General features: G+C 63.1%; 27 protein-coding genes and 2 pseudogenes. 12 read left to right on the top strand and 17 right to left on the bottom strand.

What is annotated here, in order from left to right:
• Positions 1–62: 62 nt before the first annotated feature.
• Both C1H84_RS09925 and C1H84_RS09920 read left to right on the top strand, forming a co-directional pair.
• Positions 63–641, top strand: coding sequence for a dihydrofolate reductase family protein (locus C1H84_RS09925; RefSeq protein WP_053799233.1), 579 nt, complete (start codon positions 63–65; stop codon positions 639–641).
• Positions 642–670: 29 nt separating this feature from the next.
• Positions 671–1,822, top strand: a complete 1,152-nt coding sequence (locus C1H84_RS09920; protein ID WP_244910874.1) for a PQQ-dependent sugar dehydrogenase — start codon at positions 671–673, stop codon at positions 1,820–1,822.
• A gap of 79 nt (positions 1,823–1,901) precedes the next feature.
• On the opposite strand, the gene C1H84_RS09915 is transcribed toward C1H84_RS09920, so the two are convergent.
• On the bottom strand, positions 1,902–3,419 hold the full coding sequence (locus C1H84_RS09915; protein ID WP_272926260.1) for a succinyl-CoA:acetate CoA-transferase ScpC: 1,518 nt from the start codon (positions 3,417–3,419) through the stop codon (positions 1,902–1,904).
• Positions 3,420–3,686: 267 nt separating this feature from the next.
• On the opposite strand from C1H84_RS09915, the gene C1H84_RS09910 reads away from it, so the two are divergent.
• From C1H84_RS09910 to C1H84_RS09895, 4 genes are all read left to right on the top strand, one after another.
• Positions 3,687–4,160 (top strand): hypothetical protein, encoded by a 474-nt coding sequence (locus C1H84_RS09910; protein ID WP_113607316.1) that lies wholly within the window; start codon positions 3,687–3,689, stop codon positions 4,158–4,160.
• A gap of 99 nt (positions 4,161–4,259) precedes the next feature.
• The gene (locus tag C1H84_RS09905; protein WP_113607315.1) at positions 4,260–4,865 is read left to right on the top strand and encodes a DUF305 domain-containing protein; all 606 of its coding nucleotides are present in this window, start codon (positions 4,260–4,262) and stop codon (positions 4,863–4,865) included.
• A 14-nt stretch (positions 4,866–4,879) separates the two neighbouring features.
• The gene (locus tag C1H84_RS09900; RefSeq protein ID WP_113607314.1) at positions 4,880–5,521 is read left to right on the top strand and encodes a CueP family metal-binding protein; all 642 of its coding nucleotides are present in this window, start codon (positions 4,880–4,882) and stop codon (positions 5,519–5,521) included.
• Between the two features lie 262 nt (positions 5,522–5,783).
• On the top strand, positions 5,784–6,149 hold the full coding sequence (locus C1H84_RS09895) for an SPW repeat domain-containing protein (protein ID WP_047120537.1): 366 nt from the start codon (positions 5,784–5,786) through the stop codon (positions 6,147–6,149).
• A gap of 86 nt (positions 6,150–6,235) precedes the next feature.
• Here the strand turns inward: C1H84_RS09895 and C1H84_RS09890 are convergent, their stop codons facing one another.
• From C1H84_RS09890 to C1H84_RS09860, 7 genes are all read right to left on the bottom strand, one after another.
• A complete protein-coding gene (locus tag C1H84_RS09890) occupies positions 6,236–6,490 on the bottom strand; it encodes a helix-turn-helix domain-containing protein (protein WP_146956016.1) in 255 nt (84 codons plus the stop codon).
• Between the two features lie 222 nt (positions 6,491–6,712).
• Positions 6,713–7,555: a bifunctional hydroxymethylpyrimidine kinase/phosphomethylpyrimidine kinase gene (locus C1H84_RS09885; RefSeq protein WP_181728102.1), complete on the bottom strand. Its 843-nt coding sequence runs from the start codon at positions 7,553–7,555 to the stop codon at positions 6,713–6,715.
• A 126-nt stretch (positions 7,556–7,681) separates the two neighbouring features.
• The gene (gene rplI / locus C1H84_RS09880) at positions 7,682–8,140 is read right to left on the bottom strand and encodes a 50S ribosomal protein L9 (RefSeq protein ID WP_047120539.1); all 459 of its coding nucleotides are present in this window, start codon (positions 8,138–8,140) and stop codon (positions 7,682–7,684) included.
• A gap of 18 nt (positions 8,141–8,158) precedes the next feature.
• Positions 8,159–8,398: a 30S ribosomal protein S18 gene (gene rpsR, locus C1H84_RS09875; protein ID WP_013350683.1), complete on the bottom strand. Its 240-nt coding sequence runs from the start codon at positions 8,396–8,398 to the stop codon at positions 8,159–8,161.
• Between the two features lie 62 nt (positions 8,399–8,460).
• Positions 8,461–9,021 carry a single-stranded DNA-binding protein gene (locus C1H84_RS09870; RefSeq protein WP_047120540.1) on the bottom strand — a complete coding sequence of 187 codons (561 nt, stop codon included), beginning with the start codon at positions 9,019–9,021 and terminating at the stop codon, positions 8,461–8,463.
• 55 nt (positions 9,022–9,076) lie between these two features.
• Positions 9,077–9,373, bottom strand: coding sequence for a 30S ribosomal protein S6 (gene rpsF / locus C1H84_RS09865; protein WP_047120541.1), 297 nt, complete (start codon positions 9,371–9,373; stop codon positions 9,077–9,079).
• A gap of 198 nt (positions 9,374–9,571) precedes the next feature.
• Complete coding sequence (locus C1H84_RS09860; protein ID WP_052772554.1) at positions 9,572–11,638, bottom strand: acyltransferase family protein; 2,067 nt, start codon at positions 11,636–11,638, stop codon at positions 9,572–9,574.
• 180 nt (positions 11,639–11,818) lie between these two features.
• Here C1H84_RS09860 and lhgO point away from each other — a divergent pair, with 180 nt between their 5' ends.
• Positions 11,819–13,027, top strand: coding sequence for an L-2-hydroxyglutarate oxidase (lhgO, locus tag C1H84_RS09855; protein WP_113607311.1), 1,209 nt, complete (start codon positions 11,819–11,821; stop codon positions 13,025–13,027).
• Here the strand turns inward: lhgO and C1H84_RS18265 are convergent.
• From C1H84_RS18265 to C1H84_RS09840, 3 genes are all read right to left on the bottom strand, one after another.
• Positions 13,024–13,572, bottom strand: coding sequence for an LURP-one-related/scramblase family protein (locus tag C1H84_RS18265; protein WP_181728101.1), 549 nt, complete (start codon positions 13,570–13,572; stop codon positions 13,024–13,026). The two genes, lhgO and C1H84_RS18265, sit on opposite strands and share 4 nt — an antisense overlap.
• A gap of 49 nt (positions 13,573–13,621) precedes the next feature.
• Entirely contained in the window at positions 13,622–14,113 is a 492-nt protein-coding gene (locus C1H84_RS09845) for a helix-turn-helix domain-containing protein (protein ID WP_181728100.1), read from the bottom strand.
• Positions 14,114–14,356: 243 nt separating this feature from the next.
• Entirely contained in the window at positions 14,357–15,619 is a 1,263-nt protein-coding gene (locus C1H84_RS09840; protein ID WP_244910873.1) for a M18 family aminopeptidase, read from the bottom strand.
• A 254-nt stretch (positions 15,620–15,873) separates the two neighbouring features.
• Between C1H84_RS09840 and C1H84_RS09835 the strand changes: the two genes are divergently transcribed.
• The 3 genes from C1H84_RS09835 to C1H84_RS09825 all read left to right on the top strand — a co-directional run bounded on the left by C1H84_RS09835 (position 15,874) and on the right by C1H84_RS09825 (position 17,771).
• Complete coding sequence (locus tag C1H84_RS09835; RefSeq protein WP_113607308.1) at positions 15,874–16,335, top strand: helix-turn-helix domain-containing protein; 462 nt, start codon at positions 15,874–15,876, stop codon at positions 16,333–16,335.
• A 37-nt stretch (positions 16,336–16,372) separates the two neighbouring features.
• Positions 16,373–16,972: a PIN domain-containing protein gene (locus C1H84_RS09830; RefSeq protein WP_113607397.1), complete on the top strand. Its 600-nt coding sequence runs from the start codon at positions 16,373–16,375 to the stop codon at positions 16,970–16,972.
• A gap of 313 nt (positions 16,973–17,285) precedes the next feature.
• Positions 17,286–17,771, top strand: coding sequence for a LapA family protein (locus C1H84_RS09825; protein ID WP_052772557.1), 486 nt, complete (start codon positions 17,286–17,288; stop codon positions 17,769–17,771).
• Here the strand turns inward: C1H84_RS09825 and C1H84_RS09820 are convergent, their stop codons facing one another.
• The 5 genes from C1H84_RS09820 to C1H84_RS09800 form a co-directional block, all read right to left on the bottom strand.
• Positions 17,772–18,467, bottom strand: a complete 696-nt coding sequence (locus tag C1H84_RS09820) for a response regulator (protein ID WP_047120544.1) — start codon at positions 18,465–18,467, stop codon at positions 17,772–17,774.
• A 3-nt stretch (positions 18,468–18,470) separates the two neighbouring features.
• A complete protein-coding gene (locus tag C1H84_RS09815; protein WP_113607307.1) occupies positions 18,471–19,766 on the bottom strand; it encodes a sensor histidine kinase in 1,296 nt (431 codons plus the stop codon).
• 25 nt (positions 19,767–19,791) lie between these two features.
• A complete protein-coding gene (locus tag C1H84_RS09810; RefSeq protein WP_113607306.1) occupies positions 19,792–20,646 on the bottom strand; it encodes an ABC transporter permease in 855 nt (284 codons plus the stop codon).
• Positions 20,647–20,652: 6 nt separating this feature from the next.
• Entirely contained in the window at positions 20,653–21,579 is a 927-nt protein-coding gene (locus tag C1H84_RS09805; RefSeq protein ID WP_113607305.1) for an ATP-binding cassette domain-containing protein, read from the bottom strand.
• A 154-nt stretch (positions 21,580–21,733) separates the two neighbouring features.
• Positions 21,734–22,759 (bottom strand): YdcF family protein, encoded by a 1,026-nt coding sequence (locus C1H84_RS09800; protein ID WP_244910884.1) that lies wholly within the window; start codon positions 22,757–22,759, stop codon positions 21,734–21,736.
• 183 nt (positions 22,760–22,942) lie between these two features.
• On the opposite strand from C1H84_RS09800, the pseudogene C1H84_RS09795 reads away from it, so the two are divergent.
• Positions 22,943–23,693 (top strand): annotated as a pseudogene (locus C1H84_RS09795) (transposase).
• Between the two features lie 253 nt (positions 23,694–23,946).
• On the top strand, positions 23,947–24,168 hold the full coding sequence (locus C1H84_RS18005; RefSeq protein WP_146956014.1) for a hypothetical protein: 222 nt from the start codon (positions 23,947–23,949) through the stop codon (positions 24,166–24,168).
• Positions 24,169–24,188: 20 nt separating this feature from the next.
• Here C1H84_RS18005 and C1H84_RS09790 read toward each other — a convergent pair.
• Positions 24,189–25,277: pseudogene (locus C1H84_RS09790) on the bottom strand (IS110 family RNA-guided transposase).
• Positions 25,278–25,597 lie beyond the last annotated feature (320 nt).

Raw genomic sequence — 25,597 nt, 5'->3', positions numbered from 1 at the left:
GCGGCGCACCGCAACGGCGTAGAGTTGGCGCACCGCATAGCCTACCGGCCGGAAGGTCCGCGATGCCCGCAACCTATACCTTCGACGTCTTCAGCTCCCTGGACGGCTTCGGCAGCGCCGGCGGCGACTGGGGCGGCTACTGGGGCAAGCAGGGCCCCGAGCTGCTCGAGCGCCGGCTGCAGCTCTACACCCCGGCCTGCCGCATGGTCTACGGCGCCAACACCTTCCGGCTCTTCGAGCGCTTCTGGAACGAGATCGCGGACAACCCGGAAGTCGAGGACCCCTGGGGCATCGCCATGCACGAGCAGCCCGCCACGGTCATCTCCACCACCCTGTCCGAGCCGTTGGACTGGCCCGACGCGGTGCTCGAACGCGAGGACGCGCTGTGCGTGGTGGCCCGGCTCAAGGCCGAATCCGCGGTGCCGCTGCGTTCCCACGGTTCTCTGGCGATGAACCACTCGCTGCTGGCCGCCGGCCTGGTGGACTTCATCCAGGTCACCGTGTTCCCGGTGCTCACCGGCCGCAACGGCGCTTCGCCGGTGTTCGCCGGGGTGGACGACTACGACCTGGAGCTTGTCGACTCCCGGCTGCTGGATGGCAGCATCCAGGAATTCACCTACCGCCCGACCCGGCACGGCTAGCCGCCCCCGGCGGCTGAGAGGAGGTCCAGGTGGCCAGGAAGGGCGCACCGGCGCACCGCACGCGTTCCACGCTTTCCCTGCGCGCCCTGGGGCTGCTAGCGGCCGGGGCGCTGGCGCTGGCCTCCTGCTCGACTCCCAACAACCCGGCGCCGGCCGGCCCCGTTCCCACCAGCGATGCACCCACCAGCGGCTCGCCCTCCGGGGCGGAAAACACCCAGGGCGCAAGCTTCCAAACGCTGGCCTCGAATCTCAACGCTCCGTGGTCGGTGGCGGATGCCGGGGATGCGCTACTGGTCAGTGAACGGGACTCCGGGCGCGTCCTGGAGATCCTCGATTCAGGCGCCGTGCGCGAGGTCGGCCGGCTGCCCGATGTGGACTTCGGCGGCGAGGGCGGGCTGCTGGGCCTGGCCTTCAAGACCCCGGACCGGCTCTACGCGTATTCCACCGGCCCGAACGGCAACCGGATCCAGCGTTTCACGCTGGCCGGGGCGGTAGGAAGCTATTCGCTGTCCGAGCCCAGGACGCTGCTGGACGGGCTGCCTTCAGCCTCCAACCACAACGGCGGGCGGCTGGCCTTCGGACCGGACGGCATGCTCTACGCCAGCGTCGGGGATGCGGCGCGGCCGGCGAGCGCGCAGGATCTGGGCAGCTTGGGCGGCAAGATCCTGCGGATGGACGCGGAGGGAGGCGTTCCGGCGGACAACCCGTTCCCGGATTCCTACGTGTACAGCTACGGCCACCGCAACGTGCAGGGGCTGGCCTGGGACGCCGACGGCGCCATGTACGCCAGCGAATTCGGGCAGAACACCTGGGACGAGCTGAACAAGATCACCGCAGGCGGCAACTACGGCTGGCCGGAAGTGGAAGGCACCGGCGGCACCGGGGAGTTCACCGACCCCGTCGCCCAGTGGAGCACCGACCAGGCCAGCCCCAGCGGCATCGCGATCATCGATTCCGTGCTCTACCTGGCCAACCTGCGCGGGCAGCGGCTGCGCGCGGTGCAGCTGGACGACCCGGAAAAGCAGCGGGAGCTGCTGGTCAACGAGCTGGGCAGGCTGCGCGACGTGGTCCCGGGGCCGGATGGGCGGCTGCTGGTGCTGACCAACAACACCGACGGGCGCGGCGACCCGGGCCCGCAAGACGACCGGCTGATCTCCCTCCCGCCGTCAGGGACCGGATAGCGGGCTTCCACCCTGCAAACGCCGACGGCCGGCACCGCCCCGTCAGGGGAAGTGCCGGCCGCCGATATGACCTCGGGCGCTACTGCGCTGGGCGCATGTCCCCGGTGGTGCGGAAGCGCTCGTGCCAGGACAATGCCTCGCCCAGCAGGTGCGGCGTGTGCTTGCCGTAGCTTTCCTTGCGGGCGCGGTCGAAGTAGTCCTGCAGCAGCGGACGGTAGTCCGGATGCGCGCAATTGTCGATGATCATCTGGGCACGCTGCTTCGGCGACAGGCCGCGCAGGTCCGCCAGGCCCTGCTCGGTAATCAGGATCATGGTGTCGTGCTCGGTGTGGTCCACGTGGGAGGCGAACGGGACGATGCCCGAGATCTTGCCGTCCTTGGCGGTGGACGGGGACATGAATACCGACAGGTAGCCGTTGCGGGCGAAGTCGCCCGAACCGCCGATGCCGTTCATGACGTGCGAGCCGAGCACGTTGGTGGAGTTCACGTTGCCGTAGATGTCGGCTTCGATCATGCCGTTCAGGGCGATGCAGCCCAAGCGGCGGATGATCTCCGGGTGGTTGGAGATCTCCTGGGCGCGCAGCAGGATGCGGTCGCGGTAGTGGTCGACGTTCTTGTTGAACTCGGCGATGCCTGCCTCGGACAGCGAGAAGCTGGTGGCGGAGGCGAACTCGATGGTACCGTCCTTGATCAGCTGGAGCATGCCGTCCTGGATGACCTCGGTGTAGGCGGTCAGGCCCTTGTAACCGCCGCGGGCCAGGCCCGCGAGCACGGCGTTGGCGATGTTGCCCACGCCTGACTGCAGTGGCAGCAGCTTCTCGCTCAGCCGGCCGGCGCGGATCTCGTAGTCCAGGAAGCCCAGCAGGTGGTCTGCGATCTTCTCGCTGGTGGCGTCGACCGGGGCGAACGGGCTCAGGCGGTCCGGGGCGTCGGTCTCCACGACGGCGACGATCTTGTTCACGTCGACGTTCAGGTACTTCTGGCCGATGCGGTCGCGCACGGTGGTAAGGTCGATCGGCTTGCGGTGCGGAGGCAGGGCGGTGCCGTAGTAGACGTCGTGCATGCCGTCCATGGCGGCGGACTGCTGGGAGTTGACCTCGATGATGACCTTGTCGGCCATTTCCAGCCAGGTCTTGTTGTTGCCCACGGAGGAGGAAGGAATCAGGTCGCCCTCGGCGGTGACGCCGACAACCTCGACGATGGCCAGGTCGATCTTGCCGTAGAAGCCGAACCAAGCGTGCTGGGCGACATGGGACAGGTGGATGTCCATGTACTCCATGTTGCCCTCGTTGATACGGCGGCGGAGCTCCGGGTCGGACATGTACGGCAGGCGGAGGTTCATGCCCTCGGCCTTGGCCAGTACGCCGTCCAGTTCCGGAGCGGTGGAGGCACCGGTCAGAACGTTGATTTTGAAGTCTCGGCCGGCGTCATGCTCGTCGCCGATGAGCTTTGCCAAAGCGCCTGGCACGGCTTTCGGGTAGCCGGCGCCGGTGAAGCCGCTCATGGCCACGGTCATGCCCGGCTTAACGAAAGTGGCAGCCTGTTCTGCGCTCATCAGTCGTTCGGTGAAGGCGCGATGGTGGATACGCTGGTGCAAAATAGCCCTTTCTCACTTCTTTGTGATCCACGTCTGTAACGAGTATCTCAACCTACTACTCTAGTGTCGCTTTCGACCGTCCGGGGCCAGCTTCTAGGCCCAATGCCGAATAAAGCAGGGGCAAAGCGCTGACCTGTCCAGAGTTTGCGGTGACCGGTCGCCGGAAATTCACCGCGTGCGACTAGTATTCTCCCGAACACCGTGCGCGGTGCAGTTTCAACCTCGTTCTAAGTCCATTGACAGGCTCGGTGGCTAGGTTGGGTAGTGATGACTACAGCACGAGCCGCCGCACCCCGGCACCGCCTCACTGCGGCGCTGGTCCTGTTGCCGCGCGCAGTGCTTCTCTCCCTGCTGCTGATTCTCGGCCTGCTCTTGATGCACGGGATGAACCTGCACAACGAGCATGCGGCCGGTACTGGCGCCGCGGCTCCCGCCCAGAGCGCCCACGGGCACGCGGCAGGACCCCTGGCGCCGGGATCGGGACTCGTCGCCACGGGAACCCAGCATCTTGTCGGCCAGCCGAACGCGCTGGCCTGCACCGACTGCGATGAGCAGGGCGCACAGGCGGCCGCCGCCGGATGCGTCCTCGCGTTCATCCTCTTTTTCCTGCTCTTGCCGCGCCGCGGCAGCGTACTGGTCCGCCGGGTCTCCCCGTCGCGGGCCGGGCCGCGATGTTCCCGGGCAAACTGGAGCGTGCTGCGCGCGCCGAGCCTAATCAGCCTGTGTATTAGTCGCACGTGATGACCGGTGGCGGCCGGAAGCGTTTCGCCGATTCCCTGGCCGCCTCCCGGTAATCCGGCGCGTTTTGCGCGCCCTCGACAACAACACAGGAGATCTTCCATGAAGTCCACCCCTCTGACTCTCAGCGCCCTCGGGGCGGCGGCTGCGCTGGCCCTGGCAGGCTGTTCCGCGCCAGAACCAAACGACCCGGCGGAGCATTCAACCCACGACATGAGTGCCGCCCCGCCTTCGAACGAATCCGTGAACGTCGCGCAGAACGAGGCCGACGAAATGTTCGCTTCGATGATGGTGATACACCATGAACAGGCCATTGAGATGAGCGACATCCTGCTGTCAAAGCAGGGACTGGCCCCGGAAATCCAGCAGCTGGCGCAGGACATCAAGGAGGCTCAGGGCCCAGAAATCCAGACTCTGCGAACCTGGCAGGAACAGTGGAACGTCCCGTCGAACCAGCCCCATTCGATGGGCGAGGATGACGGAATGGTCAGCGACGAGAATCTGGAGAAGCTGCGCCAGGCCACGACAGAGGAAGGCACCACGCTGTATCTGGAGCAGATGATCACCCACCACGAAGGTGCCGTTGAGATGGCAGAACAAGAGCTCTCAGAAGGACGTTTCGCCCAAGCCAAGGACATGGCCCAGCGCATCGTCGACACCCAAACCGCAGAAATTGAGCAGATGAATGATCTGCTTTCCGCACACTAAGCCCGAAGGAAGCAATGAACTCCACCGAAAAACCAAGCGCCTGGAGCCGCCAAGCGGTGCGGCTCGCCGCTCCGTTGGCCATGCTTGCCATGGTGCTCAGCGGCTGCTCGCAGGCACCGGCCCCAGCACCTGCTCCGGCATCCCAGTCCGACGCCGAATCTACCGCAGATTCAGTCGAACTGCTTGAACGGTTCGGCCTGCAGGGATTGAACGCGGCGCAGATCATCGACCAGCTGGAGCAGCTACCGGTTGCCGAACGCCCGGCCAATCTGATGGCCTCGGTCCGCCCCGGGCAGCTGGTGCTCAGCGACGAAGCCGGTCGCCAGGCCGCCATGCAGCTGCCTGCGGACAAATTCTACCTTTCCGTCGCTCCCTACGAGAGCCAGACCCACGACTGCCACTTCCACAGTCTCACCACCTGCCTCGGGGAGCTGCAGAATGCTGACGTCATCGTCGATTTCACGACAAACGATGGCACGAAGGTCCTGGACGGCAAGCAGCTGGCAACCAATGACAACGGCTTCGTCGGTCTCTGGCTGCCCAGCGGAGTCACCGGTGAACTGACGATCACCGCCGGCGGCAAAACCTCGACGCAGTCCATCTCCACGGCAGAGTCCGAGGACGCCACCTGTCTGACGACCATGCAGGTCGTCTAGGACCGGCTCCCCTTCACCTGGTTCGGCACGGCAGTACACTGCGTGCCGAACCGGTGTGGGCATGGGCCCATGAACGTCGCCACGTCCGAGTTCCGGAGCTTCGAGACGCTCGCTTGGTGCGAAAATCGCCAAATTCCTAAGGAAATCTGGCTGTTACCGTTTTGTCCCCGAATTGCCGTTGACCCGTCATGGGGTCGCTCCTACATTTAAGGTGACTCCCGTCGGGGGCCCTCTGAAAATTCATGTTGGAGGTCGGATTCAAATGAAGAAATGGACTCGGTGGCAAGACTGGGTCGGTGTCGCGGCAGGTCTGTATGCCGCAATCGCATCTATCTGGCTCAATGGAACGACAACATCCATGACGCTGATGATGGTCTTCGGTTTGCTGATGGTCGTCACCGCAGTGTGGAGCGTTGCGATGCCGCGTCTCGTTTCGATGGAATGGGCACTTGCCATTTCCGGTGCACTGCTTTTTGCCTCGCCGTGGATGGGACAGTTCACCAGCTACGCCATGAGCACATGGGTGTCATGGATTTGCGGTGCCGTTGGCATCGCAGCGGGCTTGATGGCCTTGGCCCCGGCCATGGAAATGCGCCACGCAACAGGCGGCTCAAGCACCGCACACTAGATTCCTCTTGAAAGACCAGTGCATTCACATTGCCTGGGCTCCGGATGATTGGCGATCCGGAGCCCAGGCAATGTTTTTTTAGTTGTTCAGGTGCCAATTGGCTCGCCCAGCTCCGTGAGATGTCCCAGCGCTGGGATGCATCCGAACCAGCCGCTTAGTTGAATGCCGCGTGGGGTGCCTTCGGCGACGTAGCGCAACTCCAAGCGGCAGCCGATGGCCTCCGCATGCCGAGGCAGGGTTGCCAGCTGGACGCGGTCCAGATCTCCTGATTCAAGTTTCTTGACCCGGTCGGCGCTGACCTTAGGGCTTCCGACGAGATCCTTGGTGCTCAAACCTGCCACTTCGCGAAGCTGCGCCAGCTAGGTATATCCGTCGCAATCCTTGGGAAATCTGGCACGCCTCTTCTGGGATTCCTTAGCCAGATTTTCGATCATTCGGGGAGAACGGTACACAAGAGATTCGGCTTTCTCGATGCACGCGAACTATCAACAAGGCCACGGGAGGAACCATCGGTTGCTCGCTTCGGCAGCTGGGCAGGATGGTCCGTGATGTCCGTCGTGTTTCTAAATACGGCCGATTCGGCGCGCTTCGAGCCGTCGGCGTACTGCGGATCCGGCTTGTTCCACGGCGTCGGCGATGCCCAGACCTTGGTGCAGCCCTGCCACGATCGAGGCGGCCATGACGTCCCCGGTTCCCTTGACACGCACGTCCAGGCGCTCGTAGCCGATGCCGGCGGCCTCATCTGCTGTCACGACGAGATCCTCGCCGTGCTGCCTATCCTGCCCCTCCAAGCCGCTGGCAACCACCCATTGGCAACGTCCGGACAGCAGACGGCGCGCGTCCTTGATGATCTGGTCGACGGGTTGCTCGCGCGCCGGGGGGCTTTCAAGCAGGTGCTGCAGTTCAAAGAGGTTGGGAACGATCCCGGTAGCCAGCGGGAGCAGCTCCTTGCGCAGGGCAGCGGCGACCTCGGGATCGGTGTAGGCGCCCACGTCGTAATCCCCAAGCGTGGGATCGACGACGACGCGCAGCTGCGGGCGGCGTTCGAGCAGCATGCGAAGCCAGCTGGCTACGGCGACCACCTGGGCCGGGCCGGCGAAGTACCCGGTGTAGACGGTGGAGACCTCATCTGCGATGCCGAGCGCGGTGAGGTCATGCAGCGCGTCCGCAACCCATGGGCCCGACAGGTCGGCGGCGTGCACCTGCGGGTAGTGCGGCAGGTTGCTGAGCATGGCGGTGGGCAGCGCCGCGACCTTCAGGCCGCGCTCCGTCAACACCGGCACCGAAGCGCTCAGGCCGACCGTGCCGTAAACCACTTGGGATCCGATGGCAATGATATCCACCGGGCAGGAATCCAGTTCCCACCGTTCACGCGACAATGCGCTGTTTTCATCCTGTTGTTCCACACCCATATCTTAACGAGAGGGAGCCCCTGCCGTTCTTTCGGAGTGCTTTGATTAAACGCCAACGGGTGGCGCGCTCCCCTCGCGGAGAGTGCCCCACCCGTCGGACAGGAAGCAGGTCTGGAGGACTTACTTCTTTGCAGCAGCAACAACCTGCAGGCGCAGGTTTGCAACAACGTCCTCGTGAACGCGAACGGTTGCGGTGTAGTTGCCAGTCGACTTGATGTGGTCGCTGACCTCAATGTTGCGCTTGTCGATCTTGCCCAGACCAGCGTTTGCAACAGCAGCAGCAATGTCTGCGGTCTTCACGGTGCCGAACAGGCGGCCGTTGGCGCCAGCCTTGACGGTAACCTTGACCGGCTGGGACTTCAGCGATGCTGCAAGAGCCTGAGCTTCCTCAAGGTTTGCAACGGCGCGAGCAGCGCGAGCAGCCTTGATGGAATCAACCTGCTTCTCACCACCCTGGGTCCAAACGATTGCGAAACCGCGTGGCAGCAGGTAGTTACGGGCGTAGCCGTTCTTTACCTCGACAATATCGCCAGCAGCACCGAGACCGGATACTTCGTGAGTCAGAATGATCTTTGCCATTTTGCTATCCCTTCTTCCTTAGCCTCGGCCAGCGCCGGAGTAAGGCAGCAGGGCAACTTCACGTGCGTTCTTGATTGCCTGTGCGATCTTGCGCTGTTCCTGCACGGAAACGCCGGTCACACGACGAGCGCGGATCTTACCGCGATCGGAGATGAACTTGCGCAGCAATGCGGTGTCCTTGTAGTCGATGACGGTGATGTCAGCGGCCTTCAAGGGGTTGGACTTTGGTTTGGGCTTACGGATTTCAGCCTTAGCCATCGTGGAGCTCCTTTAGTTTGGGAGCCCGCAGATTATTCTGCGGGATGGTGAATAAATAGTGGTTAGAAAGGCGGTTCGTCGTTGCCCGGGTTGCCCCAGCCGCCACCGTTGTTTCCGCCAGTGCTCCACGGGTCGTTGGCTGGAGCGTTCCAGCCACCACCCTGCTGCGGCTGCTGTTGCTGCGGCTGCTGTGGTGCATTTTGCTGTGGTGCGTTGGAGAAGCCTCCACCGCCAAATCCGCCGCCGCCACCGCCGGAGCGCTGGGTGCGGGTTACCTTGGCGGACGCAAAGCGGAGCGACGGGCCGATTTCATCGACCTCGAGCTCCATAACGGTGCGACGTTCGCCTTCCTTGGTGTCGTAAGAACGCGAGCGCAAACGACCCTGGGCGATGACGCGCATGCCCTTGGTCAGCGTTTCTGCAACGTTCTCTGCAGCCTCGCGCCATACCGATGCACGCAAGAACAGGGCTTCCCCGTCCTTCCATTCATTGGTCTGGCGGTCAAAGGTGCGAGGAGTCGAAGCGATCGTGAAGTTCGCTACGGCTGAGCCGGACGGCGTGAAACGCAGCTCCGGATCGGCGGTCAGGTTTCCGATAACGGTAATAACAGTCTCGCCTGCCATTGACTCTCCTTAGAAAAGTTTGAACGTTTGTCCTACGACGGAAGTACTTGCGTAATTAAACGCGAGCCTCTTCCGGACGGGTGACCTTGTGGCGCAGGATCAGTTCGTTGATCTTGAGCTGACGCTCAAGCTCAGCCGAAGTAGCTGGATCTGCGGTGTAGTTCACCACGATGTAGGTGGCTTCTGCCTTCTTCTTGATCTCGTAAGCCATCTTGCGACGACCCCAGACATCAACCTTGTCGATGGTGCCACCGTGGGAGCGAACAACCTCGAGGTACTTCTCGATGGTTGGCTCTACGGTGCGGTCATCGACCTCTGGATCGATGAGGACCATAAGTTCATAAGCACGCATGTGAACCCACCTCCTTTGGGCTAAACGGTCGCGGCCTTTCCGCAACAGGAGGTTCTTGCGTTGCCTGAGCCGGACACACCCAAGTTTCGGGCGTGCGGTAGCACAGACCTTCCAAGCTTACCCGAGGGTGCCCGCCTTGTAGTAGTCAAGGTGTCGCAGATCATGAAATGCGCTCCGCGCTCGCGACCCGTACCTGTATTAGCCCTCCAGGTCGCGGTCGATCAGCGGTTGGATCCGGTTGATGAAGTCCGGGGCAAGGGTGCGCATGTAGGTGTCTGAGACATGGTGCTTGTCCCGGTACACCAGAACGTTGCCCACGAGCGACGGGCAGGTTTCCTCGGTGCAGAATTGATCGGTGAGATCCAGGACCTGCACACGCGGCTCCAGCTTCCCTGCTTCTCCGGTGACATCCCCCGGCGGCAGGGCCTTGTCCCGCGGGGTGACGCACCGTTGGGGATTCTCGGGATTCTCGGCCAGGCAGTCCCTGGCGTAGCCTTTGAGCGCCGGACGGGGTGTGTCCACCAGCGAGATGACGTCAATCCCCGCATCTTCGAGCTCTGACCAGGCCTCGGCAAATCCCCGTGCAGCGTCCGAAGTGTAGGACGGTTCGGCCCAATTGGCAGTCAGCACCACGTCGATGTCGCCGCGCTCGGCCAAACGCCGCGCGGTTTCCCTGTTCGCCTCGCTGCAGGAAATCGACCCGTCGGCTTCCGCTGTGCGCTGCGCCTTGGAGAACGGGCAGGAGTCCTTCAGATAGGTAACCAGCTTCCAGTCGTTGGCATCAGCCAGCGCCTGCACGGCCTGGTACCAGTGCGTGGCGTGCGAATCGCCGACCAGCGCAATGGTGGTCTTTGCTGACGGGTTGCCGAATTCGCATTCCTTGGCCTGCGTGGACTGGGGTTTTTGCACGCAGTCCCCGAGCTGCGGAAAATCACCGCTGGCTTCGCTGAGCGTGGGAACAATCTGACGGTTCTCGCCCAGATAGGCCGGCATGCCCTGCGCCAGCGAGGCGGCGCCGAAACCGGGAGGCGGGTTGCTGGTCAGTTCGGCCGCCTGCTTGTTCTGCTTCTCAGCGAGGGCGGACTGCGCCTGCTGCGGGACGAATCCCAGCGTCGCGACAAGACCTACGGCAGCTGCCCCGGCCAGCACGGTGCGGCCGGCTCCGCGCGACAAGGTCGGCCAGCGGCGCACCGGATTCTCGACATAGCGGAAGCTGAGCTGCGCCAAAAGCAGCGACAGGGCAAGCAGGCCCACGGATTCCAGCGGGCCGGGATCACCGCCGGTAAGCTGCGCGGCAAAGACGATCAACGGCCAGTGCCACAGGTACAGGGAATAGGACACTGCGCCGACCCACTGGATCGGTCCGCTGTCCACCACCGGGTGCAGCGACAGCAGTCCTTCGGTGCGCTCCGCGGCGATGATCAGCACCGTGGAGAGGACCGGGACCAGGGCGGCAACACCGGGGAAAACGATATCCCCGCTGTATGTGAATGCCGCGCCGGCCAGCGCGGCCAGCGCAAAAAGCACCAGGACATTGCGCAGCACGGCGGGAATTCCTTCCAGAATCCGCCGTCCGGTTTGCGCCCGCTGTGCGGCAACCAGGGCCAGCAGACCGCCAGCCGCCAGTTCCCAGACCCGGGTGGTGGTGACAAAATATCCGCTGGGATCACCTGAGAAACCCAAATAGGCCGAATAGGCCAGCGAAGCCAGCGCGGTGGCCGAGAAACCGATCCACAAGGCGCTGGTTCTCCAGCGGCGAAGCGGTCCGGCAAAGGCGGCCACCACCAGCAGCGGCCAGAAAAGATAGAACTGCTCCTCCACACCCAGAGACCAGAAGTGCTGCAGCGCGCTCGGGGCTTCCTCGGCTGCGAGATAGTCCACCGACGACGCGGCCAGCACCCAGTTCTGCACCGACAGGGCGGAGGCTACGGCCTGGATGCCGAGCGATTCCCACAAGGTGCTGGGCAGGAGCAGCAGCGTTCCCGCCACGACCACCACGATCACCAGCAGCGCCGCAGGCAGGATTCGCCGCACCCGCCCGGCGTAAAAGGACAGCAGGTCGATGCGGCCGGTGCGGTCGGCTTCGCGGAGCAGATGGGAAGTGATGAGGAACCCGGAGATGACAAGGAAAATATCCACCCCGATATACCCGCCGGGCAGGATCCGCGGTTCCAGATGGTAGACCACCACCAGCAGGACCGCCAGTGCGCGCAACGCCTGGATTTCGGGCCGGAAGTTTCTGATCGGGGCGGCAAACGAACTCATAGTGCTTGATCGAATCAGCCCCGGGTAAACATCCGGTGAGCGCCAATCAACGGGCGCAGAAACTGCGCGTCTGAAATGACTGAAAAGGCTGGCGTAATTCAATTGTTTCGCAAGCCGTTCATCGGTAGCGTTTCCAGATGTTCCCGTGATCTTCCGCGCTGCCCGACGTTAGGACCCGCAATGCCCCAAGCCAAGTCGTTTGCAGTGGTAGGTGCCGGGATCATCGGCGCCGCGGTGGCCCGGGAGCTGCTGGCCAGATATCCCGGATCGAGCGTCACCGTCGTGGAGAAGGAACAGGCGGCAGCCGGGCACCAGACGGGGCACAACTCCGGGGTAGTCCACGCCGGGCTCTACTACGAGCCGGGAGGCCTCAAGGCCAAGCTGTGCCGACGCGGCGTTGAACTGCTCCAAGACCTTGCCCAGGCCAGGTCTCTTCCCTATGAGCAATGCGGCAAATTGGTGGTGGCGCTGGAAGCCGACGAGGAACAGCGGCTGAAGAACATCTTCGAACGGGCGCAAGCCAACGGTGTTCCCGGGGTGGGGATGCTCGGTCCGGATGGCATCAAAGACATCGAACCCAACGCGGTGGGGCGGATGGCCCTGCACTCCCCAGGTACGGCGATCATCAGCTATGCCGCGGTGACCGAAGCCCTGCTCGACGAAGTGCGGCTGGCAGGCGGAGAAGTGCGTTTCGGCTGCGCCGTCGAGCGTATCGAGGAACTAGCCACCGGGGTGCGCCTTCATACCAGCACCGGGCAGTTCCTTGCAGACCACGTCATCGTGTGCGCAGGATCCCAGTCCGACCGGCTGGCCCGCGGTTCCGGGGCCAACGCCCAGCCCAGTGTTGTGCCGTTTTTCGGCCAGTATTTCCAGTTGGAGGAAAGCTACCGCACCATCCTCAACGGGCTCGTCTATCCGGTCCCGGATCCGAAATACCCTTTCCTCGGCGTCCACCTGACCAAGCGCGTGGATGGCCAGATGATGGTCGGACCCAATGCCTTCCTCTCCCTGTCGCGGGAGAAGTACCACGGCCTGGGACTGGATTTCAAGGATCTCGGGGAGGTCATGGCCAACCCTGGTTTCTGGAAGTTCGCGTCGCGGAACTTGCCCACGGCTGTCCGCGAGATCCGCACCGTGGTCTCGGAACAGTTTTTCCTCAGGGAAGCTGCGAAGTACGTTCCGTCGCTGGAAGGAGCCAAGGCGACCCGCCTCACCCGCGGCATCCGGGCGCAGGCCATGGACGCCGACGGCAAGCTGCTGGACGACTTCGCCATCGACTACCGCGATCATGCCACGCATATCCGCAATGCGCCGTCTCCCGGCGCCACCAGCTCCCTGGCCATCGCCGAGTACATCGTAGATTCGCTGGTCTCCAGGAGCATCGCCTAACCGCGGGACTGCTTCTCCCGGATCAGGTCCAAGGCCAGCACCGCGCCGACGGTCATCAGGCGGTGCCCCGGGCTGAGGTTCGGTGCGAGCCGCACCGCGTAGGTGGACTTGCCGATCAGCGCGTTGCCCAGGCCCGACCAGCTGCGCGAAACGGTGGCGATGACCTGGCCGCGGGCGCTGATCTGGAATTCGAAGTCCCAGAGATTTCCATCCAGGTCGATCTCTTCGCCCTGGAAATTCACGGTGACCTTGGTCTTGAAGAAGGTGATCCGCTTGACAAGGGTCGCGATCTGGTTGCCCTGGCCGTCCATGATCTCCATGCGGTCGCGCCCCACGCTCATGGTGTCCTTCACCTGGAGTACCGGGTTGTCCGGTCCATCGAACACCGTCAATTGCCGGGACCCGGCGAACATGCGTCCCAGTGCGCTCCCTCCGGTCTCCACGTGGGCTACCTGCACGCCCTCGCCGTCCATGATGGAGAAATCGTTCTTCATGAGGTTCTTGGTCTGCTGGATGACCAGCACGTCAGGTTCGAAGATCGTCATGCCTGCGATTATGCCACCGGCACCTGCGGCCCCGGCCCAGCGCGTGGGCTCATCCCAGGATGCCGCGGTCGGCCTTGGACAGCGGATACCGTTCATCCAGTTTCGGATCCAGTGCCAGCCGGAACAATGCTTCGAGCAGCAGCCGTCCGACGCCCCAGTACACCGGGATCGCCAGCCATATGTACCATCCCCAATCCATGGTGAGGGCGAGGATGAGCGTGGCAAAGAGGACAGCGATCCCCAAACCCCGATAGACCAGCACCACGCCCTTGGTGTACGAGTCACGCTTTTCCTGTTGCTGCGCAACGCGGTATTCCAGCCCATCGACCGAGGCTTGGAACTGCGGTGTTTCCACCCGGGCAAATAAATCTCCCACCGGCACTTGCAGTGCGCCGGCGATTCTCGACAGCGTATCCATGCTGGCATCCTGGCCAGCTTCCAGACGTTGGACTGTTCTAACGGTGACTCCGCTTTCGGTCGCGAGGCGTTCCTGCGTCCATCCCACGGTGCGGCGAATTTCCGATATTCGTGATTCGTTCATGCAGTTCACACTAGCCATGAAGGACACGACAGCACCACGACTTTCTCCCGACAGCTACCCGACAATGTCACGTCACCGCGTATTTTCGGCTTCGGAAGACCTATGGCCGGGTTTTCCTGGAAGCTGCTCGGCATGGTGGCACTCCGCGCGAATTTCATATGCCTGATACGGCATATGCGTTAAATTCGAAGGCCGCGACCGGATGTCCTCCAACGGAGGCTCCGGTCGCGGCCTTTTGGGCGGCTACTCCCCGAAGAAGACGCGGGCCACCTTCGACAGGTACCACGGGTCGTCGACGCCGCACATCTCGCGGGCCGAGTGCATGGACAGCAACGCCACGCCCACGTCCACGGTGCGGATGCCGATGCGGGTCGCGGTCAGCGGGCCGATGGTCGATCCGCAGGGAACCCGGTTGTTGGAGACGAACTCCTGGTAGGGCACCCCGGCAGTATCGCACCAGCCGGCGAAGGCGGCGGCGCCCACGGCATCGGTGGCGTACCGCTGGTTGGCGTTGATCTTCAGCAGCGGACCGGCGTTGACCTGAGGTCGGTTCGCAGGGTCGTGGCGCTCTGCGTAGTTGGGGTGCACGGCGTGGCCGGCATCGGCCGACAGGCACACGGAGTTGGCCAGCGCGCGGGCGGTGTCTTCCACCGTGGCACCGAACGAAGCCTGGATGCGCTGCAGCAGTTCCTCAAGGAAGGGGCCGCTGGCGCCCGAACGCGACTCGGAACCCAGTTCCTCGTGGTCGAAGGCCGCCAGCATGGCGATGCGATGGCCCTCGGGCTTGCGTGCGTAGTCGGTCAGCGCAACCAGGCCCGCGTGCACCGAGGACAGGTTGTCCAGGCGCGAGGAAGCGAAGAAGTTCTTGCCTTCGCCGAAGACCTCACCGCGCTGCGCCGGGGCGGTCAGCACGTCGTAGCCAGCGATCTGCGACGGATCCACGCCGGCCGAGGCGGCCAGCACGGCCAGGATGTCCGCGTCAGCCAGGTCCCCGGCCCCGAAAATCGGGTTGGTGTGGGCCTGGCGGTCCAGGGTCAGCCCGTCGTTGACCTGACGGTCCAGATGGATGGCCAGCTGCGGGATGCGCAGCAGCGGCTCGGTCTGCGCCAGATGCACCGAACCGTCGCGCAGCACCAGACGGCCGGCGAGCACCAGCTCGCGGTCCAGCCACGAGTTCAGCAGCGGTCCGCCGTAGACCTCGACCCCTGCCTGCCACCACCCATTGGATCCGGTAGTGGGCTTCGGCTTCAGCTTGAAGCCCGGCGAGTCGGTGTGCGCGCCGAGGATGCGAAAGCCGGAGGTGGCGGTGGCGCCCTCGGGCTGCACCCAGGCGATGACCGCGCCGTCGCGCACCACATAGTAGGAGCCGGCCCCGAGGGCCCATGCCTCGGCTTCGTCCAGCGCCGTGAACCCGGCGGCATCCAGCCGCTTCGCCGCGCTCGCGGCTGCATGGTAACTCGACGGGGAGGTCGCTACGTATTCGGCCAAATCTGCAATGTGTGCCATTGCCGCGGCTTGTGCCATGACTGGATGCTCACTTCTTTCGAGATCGGTTGTCATCAAGTGCTGCTGCCGGCGGGATCTGCCGGGCAGTCTCCAGCTTAGCTCGCTCGGTTTGTCCTTCGGGTGATGAGCCGTAGATTCCAGCACTTGCTTCGAACTCAGCAGACACGGGTCATGAAAGCCCCAAGAACCACTTCGCAGGCATTGCACTTATTTCACTTATGGTGCATAGTTAAAATAAGTGAAAGGAGAGAGTAGTGAGCTCACGTGCCACCACCCAAAACCTCCAAGTCCTCGACGTGACTTCTTCCCAGCATGAAGAAGCTGCAGAGGTTGAACGTCGCCTCGACAAAGTTGACCTAAAAAACTTGAAGATTCGTATTGAGTCTACTTCCGGCGAAGAAATCGTCATTCCCAGTGACTTGGGAAAATTGTTGCAGCAAATCCTTCGGATGGCTGCATCGGGACAGTCGATTTCCATCTCTCAAATTACTCAAGATCTAACCAGCGTTGAAGCAGCCAAGATGCTGGGCATGTCACGCCCAACGCTTCTGAAACTAGCGGCACAAGGCGAGATCGAGTTCCACAAGGTGGGGTCCCATTCGCGCTTCGCCCGCAAAGATATCCGGGCTTTTCAAGAAAAACGATTGAAAGACCGACGCCGCGCCTTTGATGAACTCCGGGAATTCGAAGATTCTTTGGACTTGAACGAAACATAAACATCGAAGTGGGCTCTGGATGCATATCATTGGCTCTATGCAGCAGGGGCCCACACTAATATTTCTTGATGCGAACATCCTCCTGTCACGAACATTTCGAGATTGGTTTTGCCTTATCGATCAGGAATCCGGTCATGAGGGGATACAACTTCGCTGGAGCGAGGACGTTCTCGCAGAGTTCGTATACCACCTACGCAAGAAAAATCCTTCAGCATCCGAGGAACAAACCGGTGGTCTGCGCCGGCGCATCGAGATGACCTGCCCCGAAGCTTTAATTTCCAATTATCTGATCAGAGAAGATCTCGTGCAGTCCGGACGCGACAAATTTGATGCGCATGTAGTCGCTGCAGCCGAACATGGTGGCGTTGATTATCTAGTCACTGAGAACGTCAAGGATTTTCAATCATTTGCCGATGAATATGAATTTGAAATCTACACGGCGGACGAGATACTTTGCCTAATCAACGAACGCAGACCTGATGTCGTTCGTACTGTTATCCAGAGGCAGCTCCCTTATTGGGCAAAACGCCCAAAATCTAAGTCACTCTACGAAGCGCTTGAAGACGCACAGGCACCCAAATTTGCCGAAAAAGTCAAAATTCAACTCAGGCGATTGGCCATATTGGGCGCGTATTGAAAGCTGGGGATACCAACAACGGAATCAATCCCAAACCTTCAATGAAGTCAGAAACCCGTCAACCCCAGTACCGATCGGAGGTTGGTGGGTTTCGTGATTCTCGCGCGAAAAAACATCTTCACCCACTGGCGCGCCTGACAGTCAGTTAGCGCAGGATCCAGTGCGGTCGAAGGTGCAGGGAATCTCCCGGCGAAGGGCTTGGACTGCGCGAGGCGGGGAAAAGCCCGCGAATTGCCCCACCGGGCTTGACGCGGATCGCGGACGGCGTAAATGCTGTGATCAGGCCTACGCCGACCAAGAAAGCGAGTACATCATGCCAAAGACCAACCGCACGCCCGAAGATTTCCCGGAGCACCGTGATTCCCTCGAGCCGCAGTCGGAGACCAAGGCCGGAGTAGACCCTGAGCAGGCTGATGGGCTGGGCACCACGCTGGATTCCAGCCCGGCATCCGTTGAGACCGAACCCTATGTTCCGGCGGAGCCGGATCCCGAGGGGCTGCGGCCGCTGCCCGTGGAGGACTCCGAGGACCGCGCCCACTCGACCAGGCTCGCCCGGTTGTGGACGGCGACCGTCATCAGCGTGCTGCTGCTGATCCTGCTGATTGTTTTCATCGCGCAGAACCAGAACCCTGTCACCGTGCTGTACTTCGGGCTGCGCGGCGAGATCAGCCTGGGCCTGGCTCTGTTCATCGCGGCGCTGGGCGGCGCGCTGGTGGTCGCGGCCATCGGCGCGGCACGCGTCATCCAGCTGCGCGCCTCCGAACGCAAGAAGCGCCGGGCCGAGCGCAAGGGCCGGTAGCTAGAAGTCCAGTCCCTGCGAGGGAATGACCAGCCCTGTCTCGTAGGCGTAGACCACTGCCTGCACCCGGTCGCGCAGGTGCAGCTTGGTCAGGATGCGCCGCACGTGGGTCTTCACCGTCGCTTCCGAGAGGAAGAAGCGATGGGCGATCTCCGCGTTGGACAGGCCTTCGGCGAGCGCGCGCAGCACCTCCTGCTCACGCGGGGTCAGGTCGTCCAGCAGCGGGTCGCGCTGCGGGGCGGCGGTGCTCGCCGGGGCCTGCCCCGCGTTGCGCACATAGGTCTCAAGCAGCCTGGCGGTCACGCGCGGCGCCACCACGGCGTCGCCGGAGGCCACCAGGCGGACCGCGGAGACCAGCTCCTCCGGAGCGACGTCCTTGAGCAGGAAGGCGCTGGCGCCGGCCTGCAGCCCGGAGAACGCGTATTCGTCCAGGTCGAAGGTCGTCAGGATGATGATCTTGGTTTCCGGGTGCGCCTTGGCGATGCGTTCGGTGGCTTCGATGCCGTCCATGTTGGGCATGCGCACGTCCATGAGCACCACGTCCGGGTGCAGGGCCGCGGTCTGGGTCAGCGCTTCCAGCCCGTCGGCCGCCTCGCCGGCGATCTGGATGTCCGCCTCGCCTTCGAGGATCAGGCGGAAGCCCATCCGCAGCAGGGGTTGGTCGTCGACCAGCAGTACCTTGATGTTTTCGTCCATGTCCTACCCCTTTGATGCCTTCTGGTTACCATTCTTCGCGCTGCACTCGGGCAGCTGCAACATCGCCTTGACAATCCACCCGCCGCTGGCCACGGGGCCGGCGTCCACCGTGCCGTCGAACAGCTCGGCGCGCTCGCGCATGCCGCGCAGCCCGCGGCCGCTGCCCACGCTGGGCACCCGGGTGGCGTCCCCGTTGTCCAAGATCTCCAGCCGCACCTGGTGCCTGCCGCGTTCCAGGCGGACCTGGACGTCGGTGACGTTGCGCGCATAGCGCAGCGAGTTGGTCAGCGACTCCTGGACGATGCGGAAGATGGTCAGCGCGAACGCCTTGTCCTCCGGCAGCGGCTCCCCCACGTAGGTGTAGGTCAGCGGCAGCCCGGCGGCGCGGAAGCCTTCGAGCAGGTTCTCCATGCTGCCGCCGGTGGGCTGCGGCGCCAGCTCCCCGCCCTCCCCTTCACGCAGCACGCCGAGCATGCGCCGCATGTCCGCCAGCGCGGCGCGTCCGGTGCCGGACAGCTCCGCGAGCACCTCCTCGGCGCGGTCCTGGTCCCGGCGGCCCACCACGCGGGCGCCTTCGGCCAGCGCGATCATCACCGACAGCGAGTGCGCCACCACGTCGTGCATCTCGCGGGCGATGCGGTTGCGTTCCTGCACCTGCGCCAGCCGGGAGACCTGCGAAGCCCAATGGTTCAGCTCTGCCTCGTGGATGCGGGCGTTGCGGATGTACACGCCGATGGCGGCGGCGGTGACGTAGAAGCCGATGAGGAACGCCGCGAAGACCCCGATGATGATCACGGCCAGCGTGGATTCGCTGATCCCGTCCGAGGTGTCGAGCTCCATGCCGCTCATGTCGGGGAAGCCGACCAGCACCATGAGGACCATCTGGAAGCTGCCGGCCAAGATGGCCAGCGGAATCGAGCGCCGGGCCGAGTAGCTGGTGGCCACCATGTACAGGGCGAGCATCATGCCCAGGCCCTCGGTCCCGTAGACCGAGCCGACGTCCAGGATCGAGATGCATTCCAAGGCGAACACGATGCACAGCACCGTCATGGGCGCCCGGCGGCGGAACAGCAGCGTGCCGGCGGTGGCCAGGGTGATCAGCAGCAGCACCAGCCCGTGGTTGCCCGGCATGTCGGCCATCAACAGCACCCCGGGCAGGGTTCCGAGCAGGTAGAAGATCACGACGCCGACGGACACCAAACGCGGATGGGTCCTCAGGTACCTGCGTACCCGGCCCATCCGCTTGGCGGCCAGTTCGTCGAAGGAGGCTACCGACTCCTGCAGCGAAAGGTTGCTCATGGTTTCCAGTCTAGTTTTCCGGTTCCTACTTGATATCGCGGCTCTTGAGCAGGATGCCCGCCAGCAGCAGCGGGAGCACGATCCATCCGGCCACCCCTGCCAGCTGCTGCCAGCTTTCCAGCGTGCTCGGGTAGCTCAGCGGCAGGGCCAGCCCCAGCCCCAGCTGGTCCGGCATGAACCGCGCGTAGTCCTTGAACCAGTCGGTCACCGCCATCAGGATCTGCGCGATCAGCGGCAGCACGAAGAACACCGCCACCAAGCTGGTGATGCCGCCGGCGGAGTTGCGCAGCAGCAGGCCCAGCGCCAGTCCCAGCAGGGAGGCCATCACCACGGCGAGCGCCCCGTACCAGAGCACGCGCTGGAACGCCTCGCCGCCCAGGTCCAGGGTCAGCGAGTAGTTCTCGGCCAGCGGGCGGCACACCAGGTAGGCGGCCAGCGTGGATACCAGCTGCACCACCGCGCTCAGCCCGGTGATCACGATGATCTTGGCGGCCAGCACGCGCAGCCGCTGCGGGCTGGCCAGGAAGGTGCTCACCGCAGAACCGGTGGTGAATTCGCCGCTGAACAGCAGCACGCCAAGCACGCCGAGGATCAGCTGGGAGAACATTAGCCCGGAGGCCATGGTTTCCACGGTGAAGTCGGCGGTGCCCATGCTTTCGGTGCCAGGGATCTGCCCGGCATCCGGTGCGCTCTGCATGAAGGAGCCCACGCCCCATACGCCGAGCGCGGCAATGCCGACGTACACGGCGATCGAGACCAGGATCAGGATGCGCGTGGAGTTCAGGGAGAAGAAGCGGATCATTTCACTGCGCAGCACACCGCTCAGGGTGACCTTTCCGCCGGTGCGCGGTGCGGCCGCTGCCGCAAGTTCGGTGCTCATGGTTTCCTACTTCCCAGCCGGATTGTCGTTGGACATCTGCGAGCGGTACTCGATGGCGTCGCGAGTCAGTTCCATGTAGGCGTCTTCCAGGGTGCGCTGCAGCGGACGCAGTTCGCTGAGCACGATCCCGGCTTCCAGCGCACGGCGGCCGATGTCCTCGGATTCCGGCCCGGTGACCTCCAGCGTGGTGGCGTCCAGCCGGCGCAGCTGCACCCCCTCGGCCGCCAGCGCGTTCATCAGCAGTTCGATGTCCCGGGCGCGGACCACCGTCTGGGCCAGCCCGTTGTCGATGAATTCGCTGATCGGGGCATCGGCCATGATCCGGCCCTTGCCGATCACGATCAGGTGGTCCGCGGTCTGCGCCATCTCGCTCATCAGGTGAGAGGAGATGAACACGGTTTTGCCGGCGGCCGCCTGCTGGCGGGCCAGGTTGCGGACCCAGGCCACGCCTTCGGGGTCCAGTCCGTTGACCGGCTCGTCGAGGATGAGCACCTGCGGGTCGCCCAGCAGGGCGGTGGCGATGCCCAGGCGCTGTCCCATGCCCAGGGAGAAGCCGCCGACCTTCTTGCGCTGCACCGGCCCCAGGCCGGTCAGCTCCAGCACCTCGTCCACCCGGGACTTGCCCAGGCCCGCGGTGGCCGCCATGGCCCTCAGGTGGGAGCGCGGGGTCAGCGACTTGTGGACCGATTTGGCTTCCAACAGGGTGCCGACCTCGGTCAGCGGGTGGGTGGAGGACTTGAAGTTCTTCCCGTTCACGAGCACCTGCCCGCGGGTGGGGTTTGCCAATCCAACGATCATTCGCATGGTAGTTGATTTGCCTGCGCCGTTGGGGCCGAGGAATCCGGTGACGATCCCCGGTTGAACCGTGAACGACGCGTGGTCGACCACGGTTTTTGCACCGTAGTTCTTGGTCAGTTCCTGTACCTGAATCATATATCCAGCATAGGAACCCGCCGGGGTTGGCGAACCGCCCGGAATGCTGATCTTGGACCTCCCTCGAAAGGAGGATCCGCATCCGCCCCGGCGCCGTTCCATGCACCCGAGGGTGCATTAATCGAGGTGTGCTCCGGGTTTCGGGGTGCGGCTCCTAGGAGACCGAGGTGGCGACGAACAGCGCGCCGACAATCATCAGCGCGAACGGCAGGGCCAGGAGGAGCATGAACTTCAGGTTGTCGCGGGCGATCGCCACGCATTCGCGCAGGAATGCGCTGGGACGGTAGTAGGCGGCGGTCTTGCCGCCGAACGAGCGCGCGTCCAGCCCCAGCGTCCGCGAGGCCAGCCCTGCGCGCAGCGCATGGTAGTCGCTGGTGACCAGCCACAGGCGCCCGTCACCGCGCTGTGCCCGGACCAGCTGGTTGGAGAATTCCAGGTTTTCGATGGTGTCCTTGGCCCGGTCCTCGACCAGGATCTGCTCCTGCGGGATCCCCTGCTCCGCCAGGTAGCAGCCCATGCTCACGCCTTCGGGCTCGATCTCGTCGCGCCCCTGTCCCCCGGTGGGAACCATGTAGGGTTTCGGGTCGCGCTGGGACCGGTAGAGCTCGATGCCCTTGTCCAACCGCCCGCGCAGCAGCGGGGTGACCTGGCCGTTGATGGTCCGGGCACCGAGCACGATCACCGCGGCGCCCCGGCCCTTGGCCGGGAACCTGGCGTTCACCCAGGAATACAGCAGCAGCATGGCGAAGATGCTGGCGCTGAACACGGAGGCGAAGAACATGATGAATGCCAGGGACAAGCTCCACCATTGGGAGATCATCACCAGGCCGAGGGCCGCCACCGGTAGCGCGAACACCAGGATTCCCGCGATCAGCGAGAGCAGGTTGGGGATTTTCGCGCCCTCGCGCCGCCACATCAGGATGCCGTTGTAGATCAGCGCCCCGCCGAACACCACCAGCATCAGCGGCATGAGCACCACCAGGATCGCCATCAGGAACCCGAAACCGGGCACGAAGCTCGTGAGCATTTCGGAGATCGTGGACAAGGTGAGCAGCACCAGCGGCAGCAGGGCCGCGGCGAGCACGAGCCTGCGCGGCTCCTTGCGGTACAGCAGGATGAATGCCGTCCACAGCACCGCGAGGAACGCCAGGGAAATTAAGTCGTAGCCGAAGTCTTCCATCACGATCCAGCTTAGAGATCGCGCCAATAGGAGTGAAACATCCGCAGTAAGTATTAACGCCAGCGTGATCAACCACGCCAGGCACGTCATCAGGCAGTGAAGCAGGCACAGACAGCGTCAAGCAGGGTTTGCCGGGAACCGTTTACACGAGAAGGTCACGCGCCTGCCCTCCCGTCGTCCTACATCGAGCCCCTCTGGCGCCAATTCGAGGCACTGATCCCCGAACGGCCACGCACCCATCCACTGGGCTGCCACAAACCCAGGATCAGCGACCGGATCATCTTCGACAAGCCCATCCACGTCCTCGCCTTGGGCACTGCCTACGAGAAAATCAGCGACACGACCTGCTCGGCCACTACCATCCGACGCCGCCGCGACGAATGGATCACCTCAGGGATCTTCCGCGAACTGGAGCAGATCTGTCTGGAGCCCTCCGGCCGGATCATCGGACTGGACCTTGGAGAACCTCGTCATCGATGGCTACATGGTCAAAGCACCCTACGACGGCGAAGCCGTTAGGAAATCCCCAGTGGACCGCGACATGCAAGTCACCAAGAGCTCGCTGATGACCGACGGGAAAGGCATCCCGGTCGGCTGCGTCGCCGTAAGCGCGAACCGGCATGACTCCCCGTTGCTGCGTCCCACCCTCGAACGCCTTGCCCGTTTCGGCTACCGACGGCCAGAGCAGATCACCGCGCACCTGGATGCTAATTATGACAGCGCCAAGACCAGGGACCTGTACACCGACCTGAGTTGCGATTGAAGGATCAGCACCAAGGGCAAGGTCCGGGTCAATGATGCCATGATCAGCCCCTCGAACAGTGTCATCGTGATCCGCAGGCTGATCGGGGAAGCGTGGGTGACGCATCGGTGGGATGCAAGGCCTCATCGAAAGCCTTACGAACCAGCTGGGCCCCATTGGCGCGGTCTCTAAGTTCATCGTGGACCGAATCAAATGTTTCCCTGATTCGGTCGATCGATCACGTGCACCCAGTGACGTGCAACTCATGAACGGCACGTCACTGATCCTCCTACGAAAGCATGATTTACAGCTCAAGTTAAGCATGTATAAGGTCGAAATGAAGATTAAATCTATCAGGTGGTCCTCATAGCATGGTCTCATTCAAAAAATTACTTCCACTTCAATCGCCGTTGTCGTTTCTCTTGCACTTGCTACAACGATGTGCATGCCCGCAAAAGCGGCTCCTGCCGTCGTTGCTTCAGGTGAAACTGCTGTGACAGCAGCTTCTCAGCCTGAAACCAACAATCTGGCAGAAAAAATGAGGTCTCTAAAAAATGGGGAGTCTTTCACCTACTCGTCGCCTACTGGCGACAACTTCAAAATCATTAACATTAATGGCCAATTGAATTTTTACGCTAGCGGAAATCCATCGATTGCCTCACCCTGAGCTAGACTCTTCTATATCTGTCAAGCTGCGTTCTGAGCCCTCTGGCTTTTGACCGAATTGCTCAGGATGCGGAAGATCCGGCGGGCCAGGTAGCGCTTGATGCACCGCCGGATCTACTTGTCGGTCTTGCCCTCGGCGCGTCGTTTCTCAACGTACGCACGCGTTTGCTCATCGTGGGTCATCCTGACCACGGCAGCCAGATGCAGGGCGCTGTTCAACGCCCTGTCACCACCGCGGTTGAGCCGGTGCCTGGTGGTATTACCCGACGAGGCAGGGATCGGGTTGACGCCTGCCAGACAGGCGAACGCCGCTTCATCTCGCACCCGTCCTTCGTGGGACCAGGCGACGAAACACTTCGCTGCGGTCACCACGCCGATGCCGGTTTCTTCCAGCAGCGGTGCTGCTTCGCTGACCGTAACAAGATCATCCAGAGCCTTCTCATTGCACGAGAGTTGCTCATCGAGCTCCAGGACATGCTTGGCCAACCGGACCGCTTCACTCCGGGCGACCGACAAGGACAGCTCTTCGTCGTGCTCACGCCAGCGGCTGATCTCCTGCATTTGGCTACCGGTGAGTTTTCTGCGGGCGTCAATGCCCAGACTATTGGTACGTACCAACGCGTTCAAGGCGTTCACCGAGCGGGTGCGATCCTTTCTCATGGAGGTCCGGGCGGTGACAAGGATGCGCAGGCTTTGCCGGATCCCTTCATTCAGGCGCGGACGGCGTAGCTTCTCCGTGTCCAAGGGCAGCGTCGCGGTGGCTATCCGGTGGGCATCCAACACATCGGACTTGCCGACTCCGCGGTAGGCCTTGGGGCTCATGCGCGGCGCTTCGGCGACCAGGTAGCCCCGGGTATCGACGGTGCCGGCCAGGATGGCCCCGTAGGAGGCGGCGCCTTCGATCACCCAGAGGGTCTGGGTATCGGCGTTGGTGCGGCGGGAAACCCAGGCGATGGCCCGGCTGATGCCAGCTGCGCTGGCGGGGAACGTCTGGGTGTCGATGAGTGCACCATTGCCGGCATCAACAATGGCGTAGACGTGGTTGCGGGCGTGAGTGTCGACACCCACGACAAATGGGTGGCAATGAGCGACGATAGTCAAGGCGGTCACCGTGCTTTCCTGTGCTGGATCTGGGCGGATGGCCGCAAACGGCCGGTGCCAGTCCGGGTAAGGGTCACTACGGAACAGAACTGTGACGAGTCACGCCCCGGCTGGGGTGGACAATCTTCTGATCAAACTACCGTCGTGGGCCGGATTGGCACCGGCCGACCCGCCCTGCGGGAAGGGCAAGTCTAGAGAACGACACCATCGCGGGTCAGATGATTAACGAGTCGCTTCCCAGGGGCGAGAGGGCCGGTTCCTATCCTGCCAGCCAGTCCCAGACCAGCTAGGAAAAGTCTCACAGATGATTAATTCCTAATGACCGCCCC

This window comes from Glutamicibacter soli, from assembly GCF_003309065.1.
Taxonomy (GTDB): Bacteria; Actinomycetota; Actinomycetes; order Actinomycetales; family Micrococcaceae; genus Glutamicibacter; species Glutamicibacter soli.
Note: the sequence above shows the minus strand (reverse complement) of the source record. Positions and strands in the feature narration are given on the sequence as shown.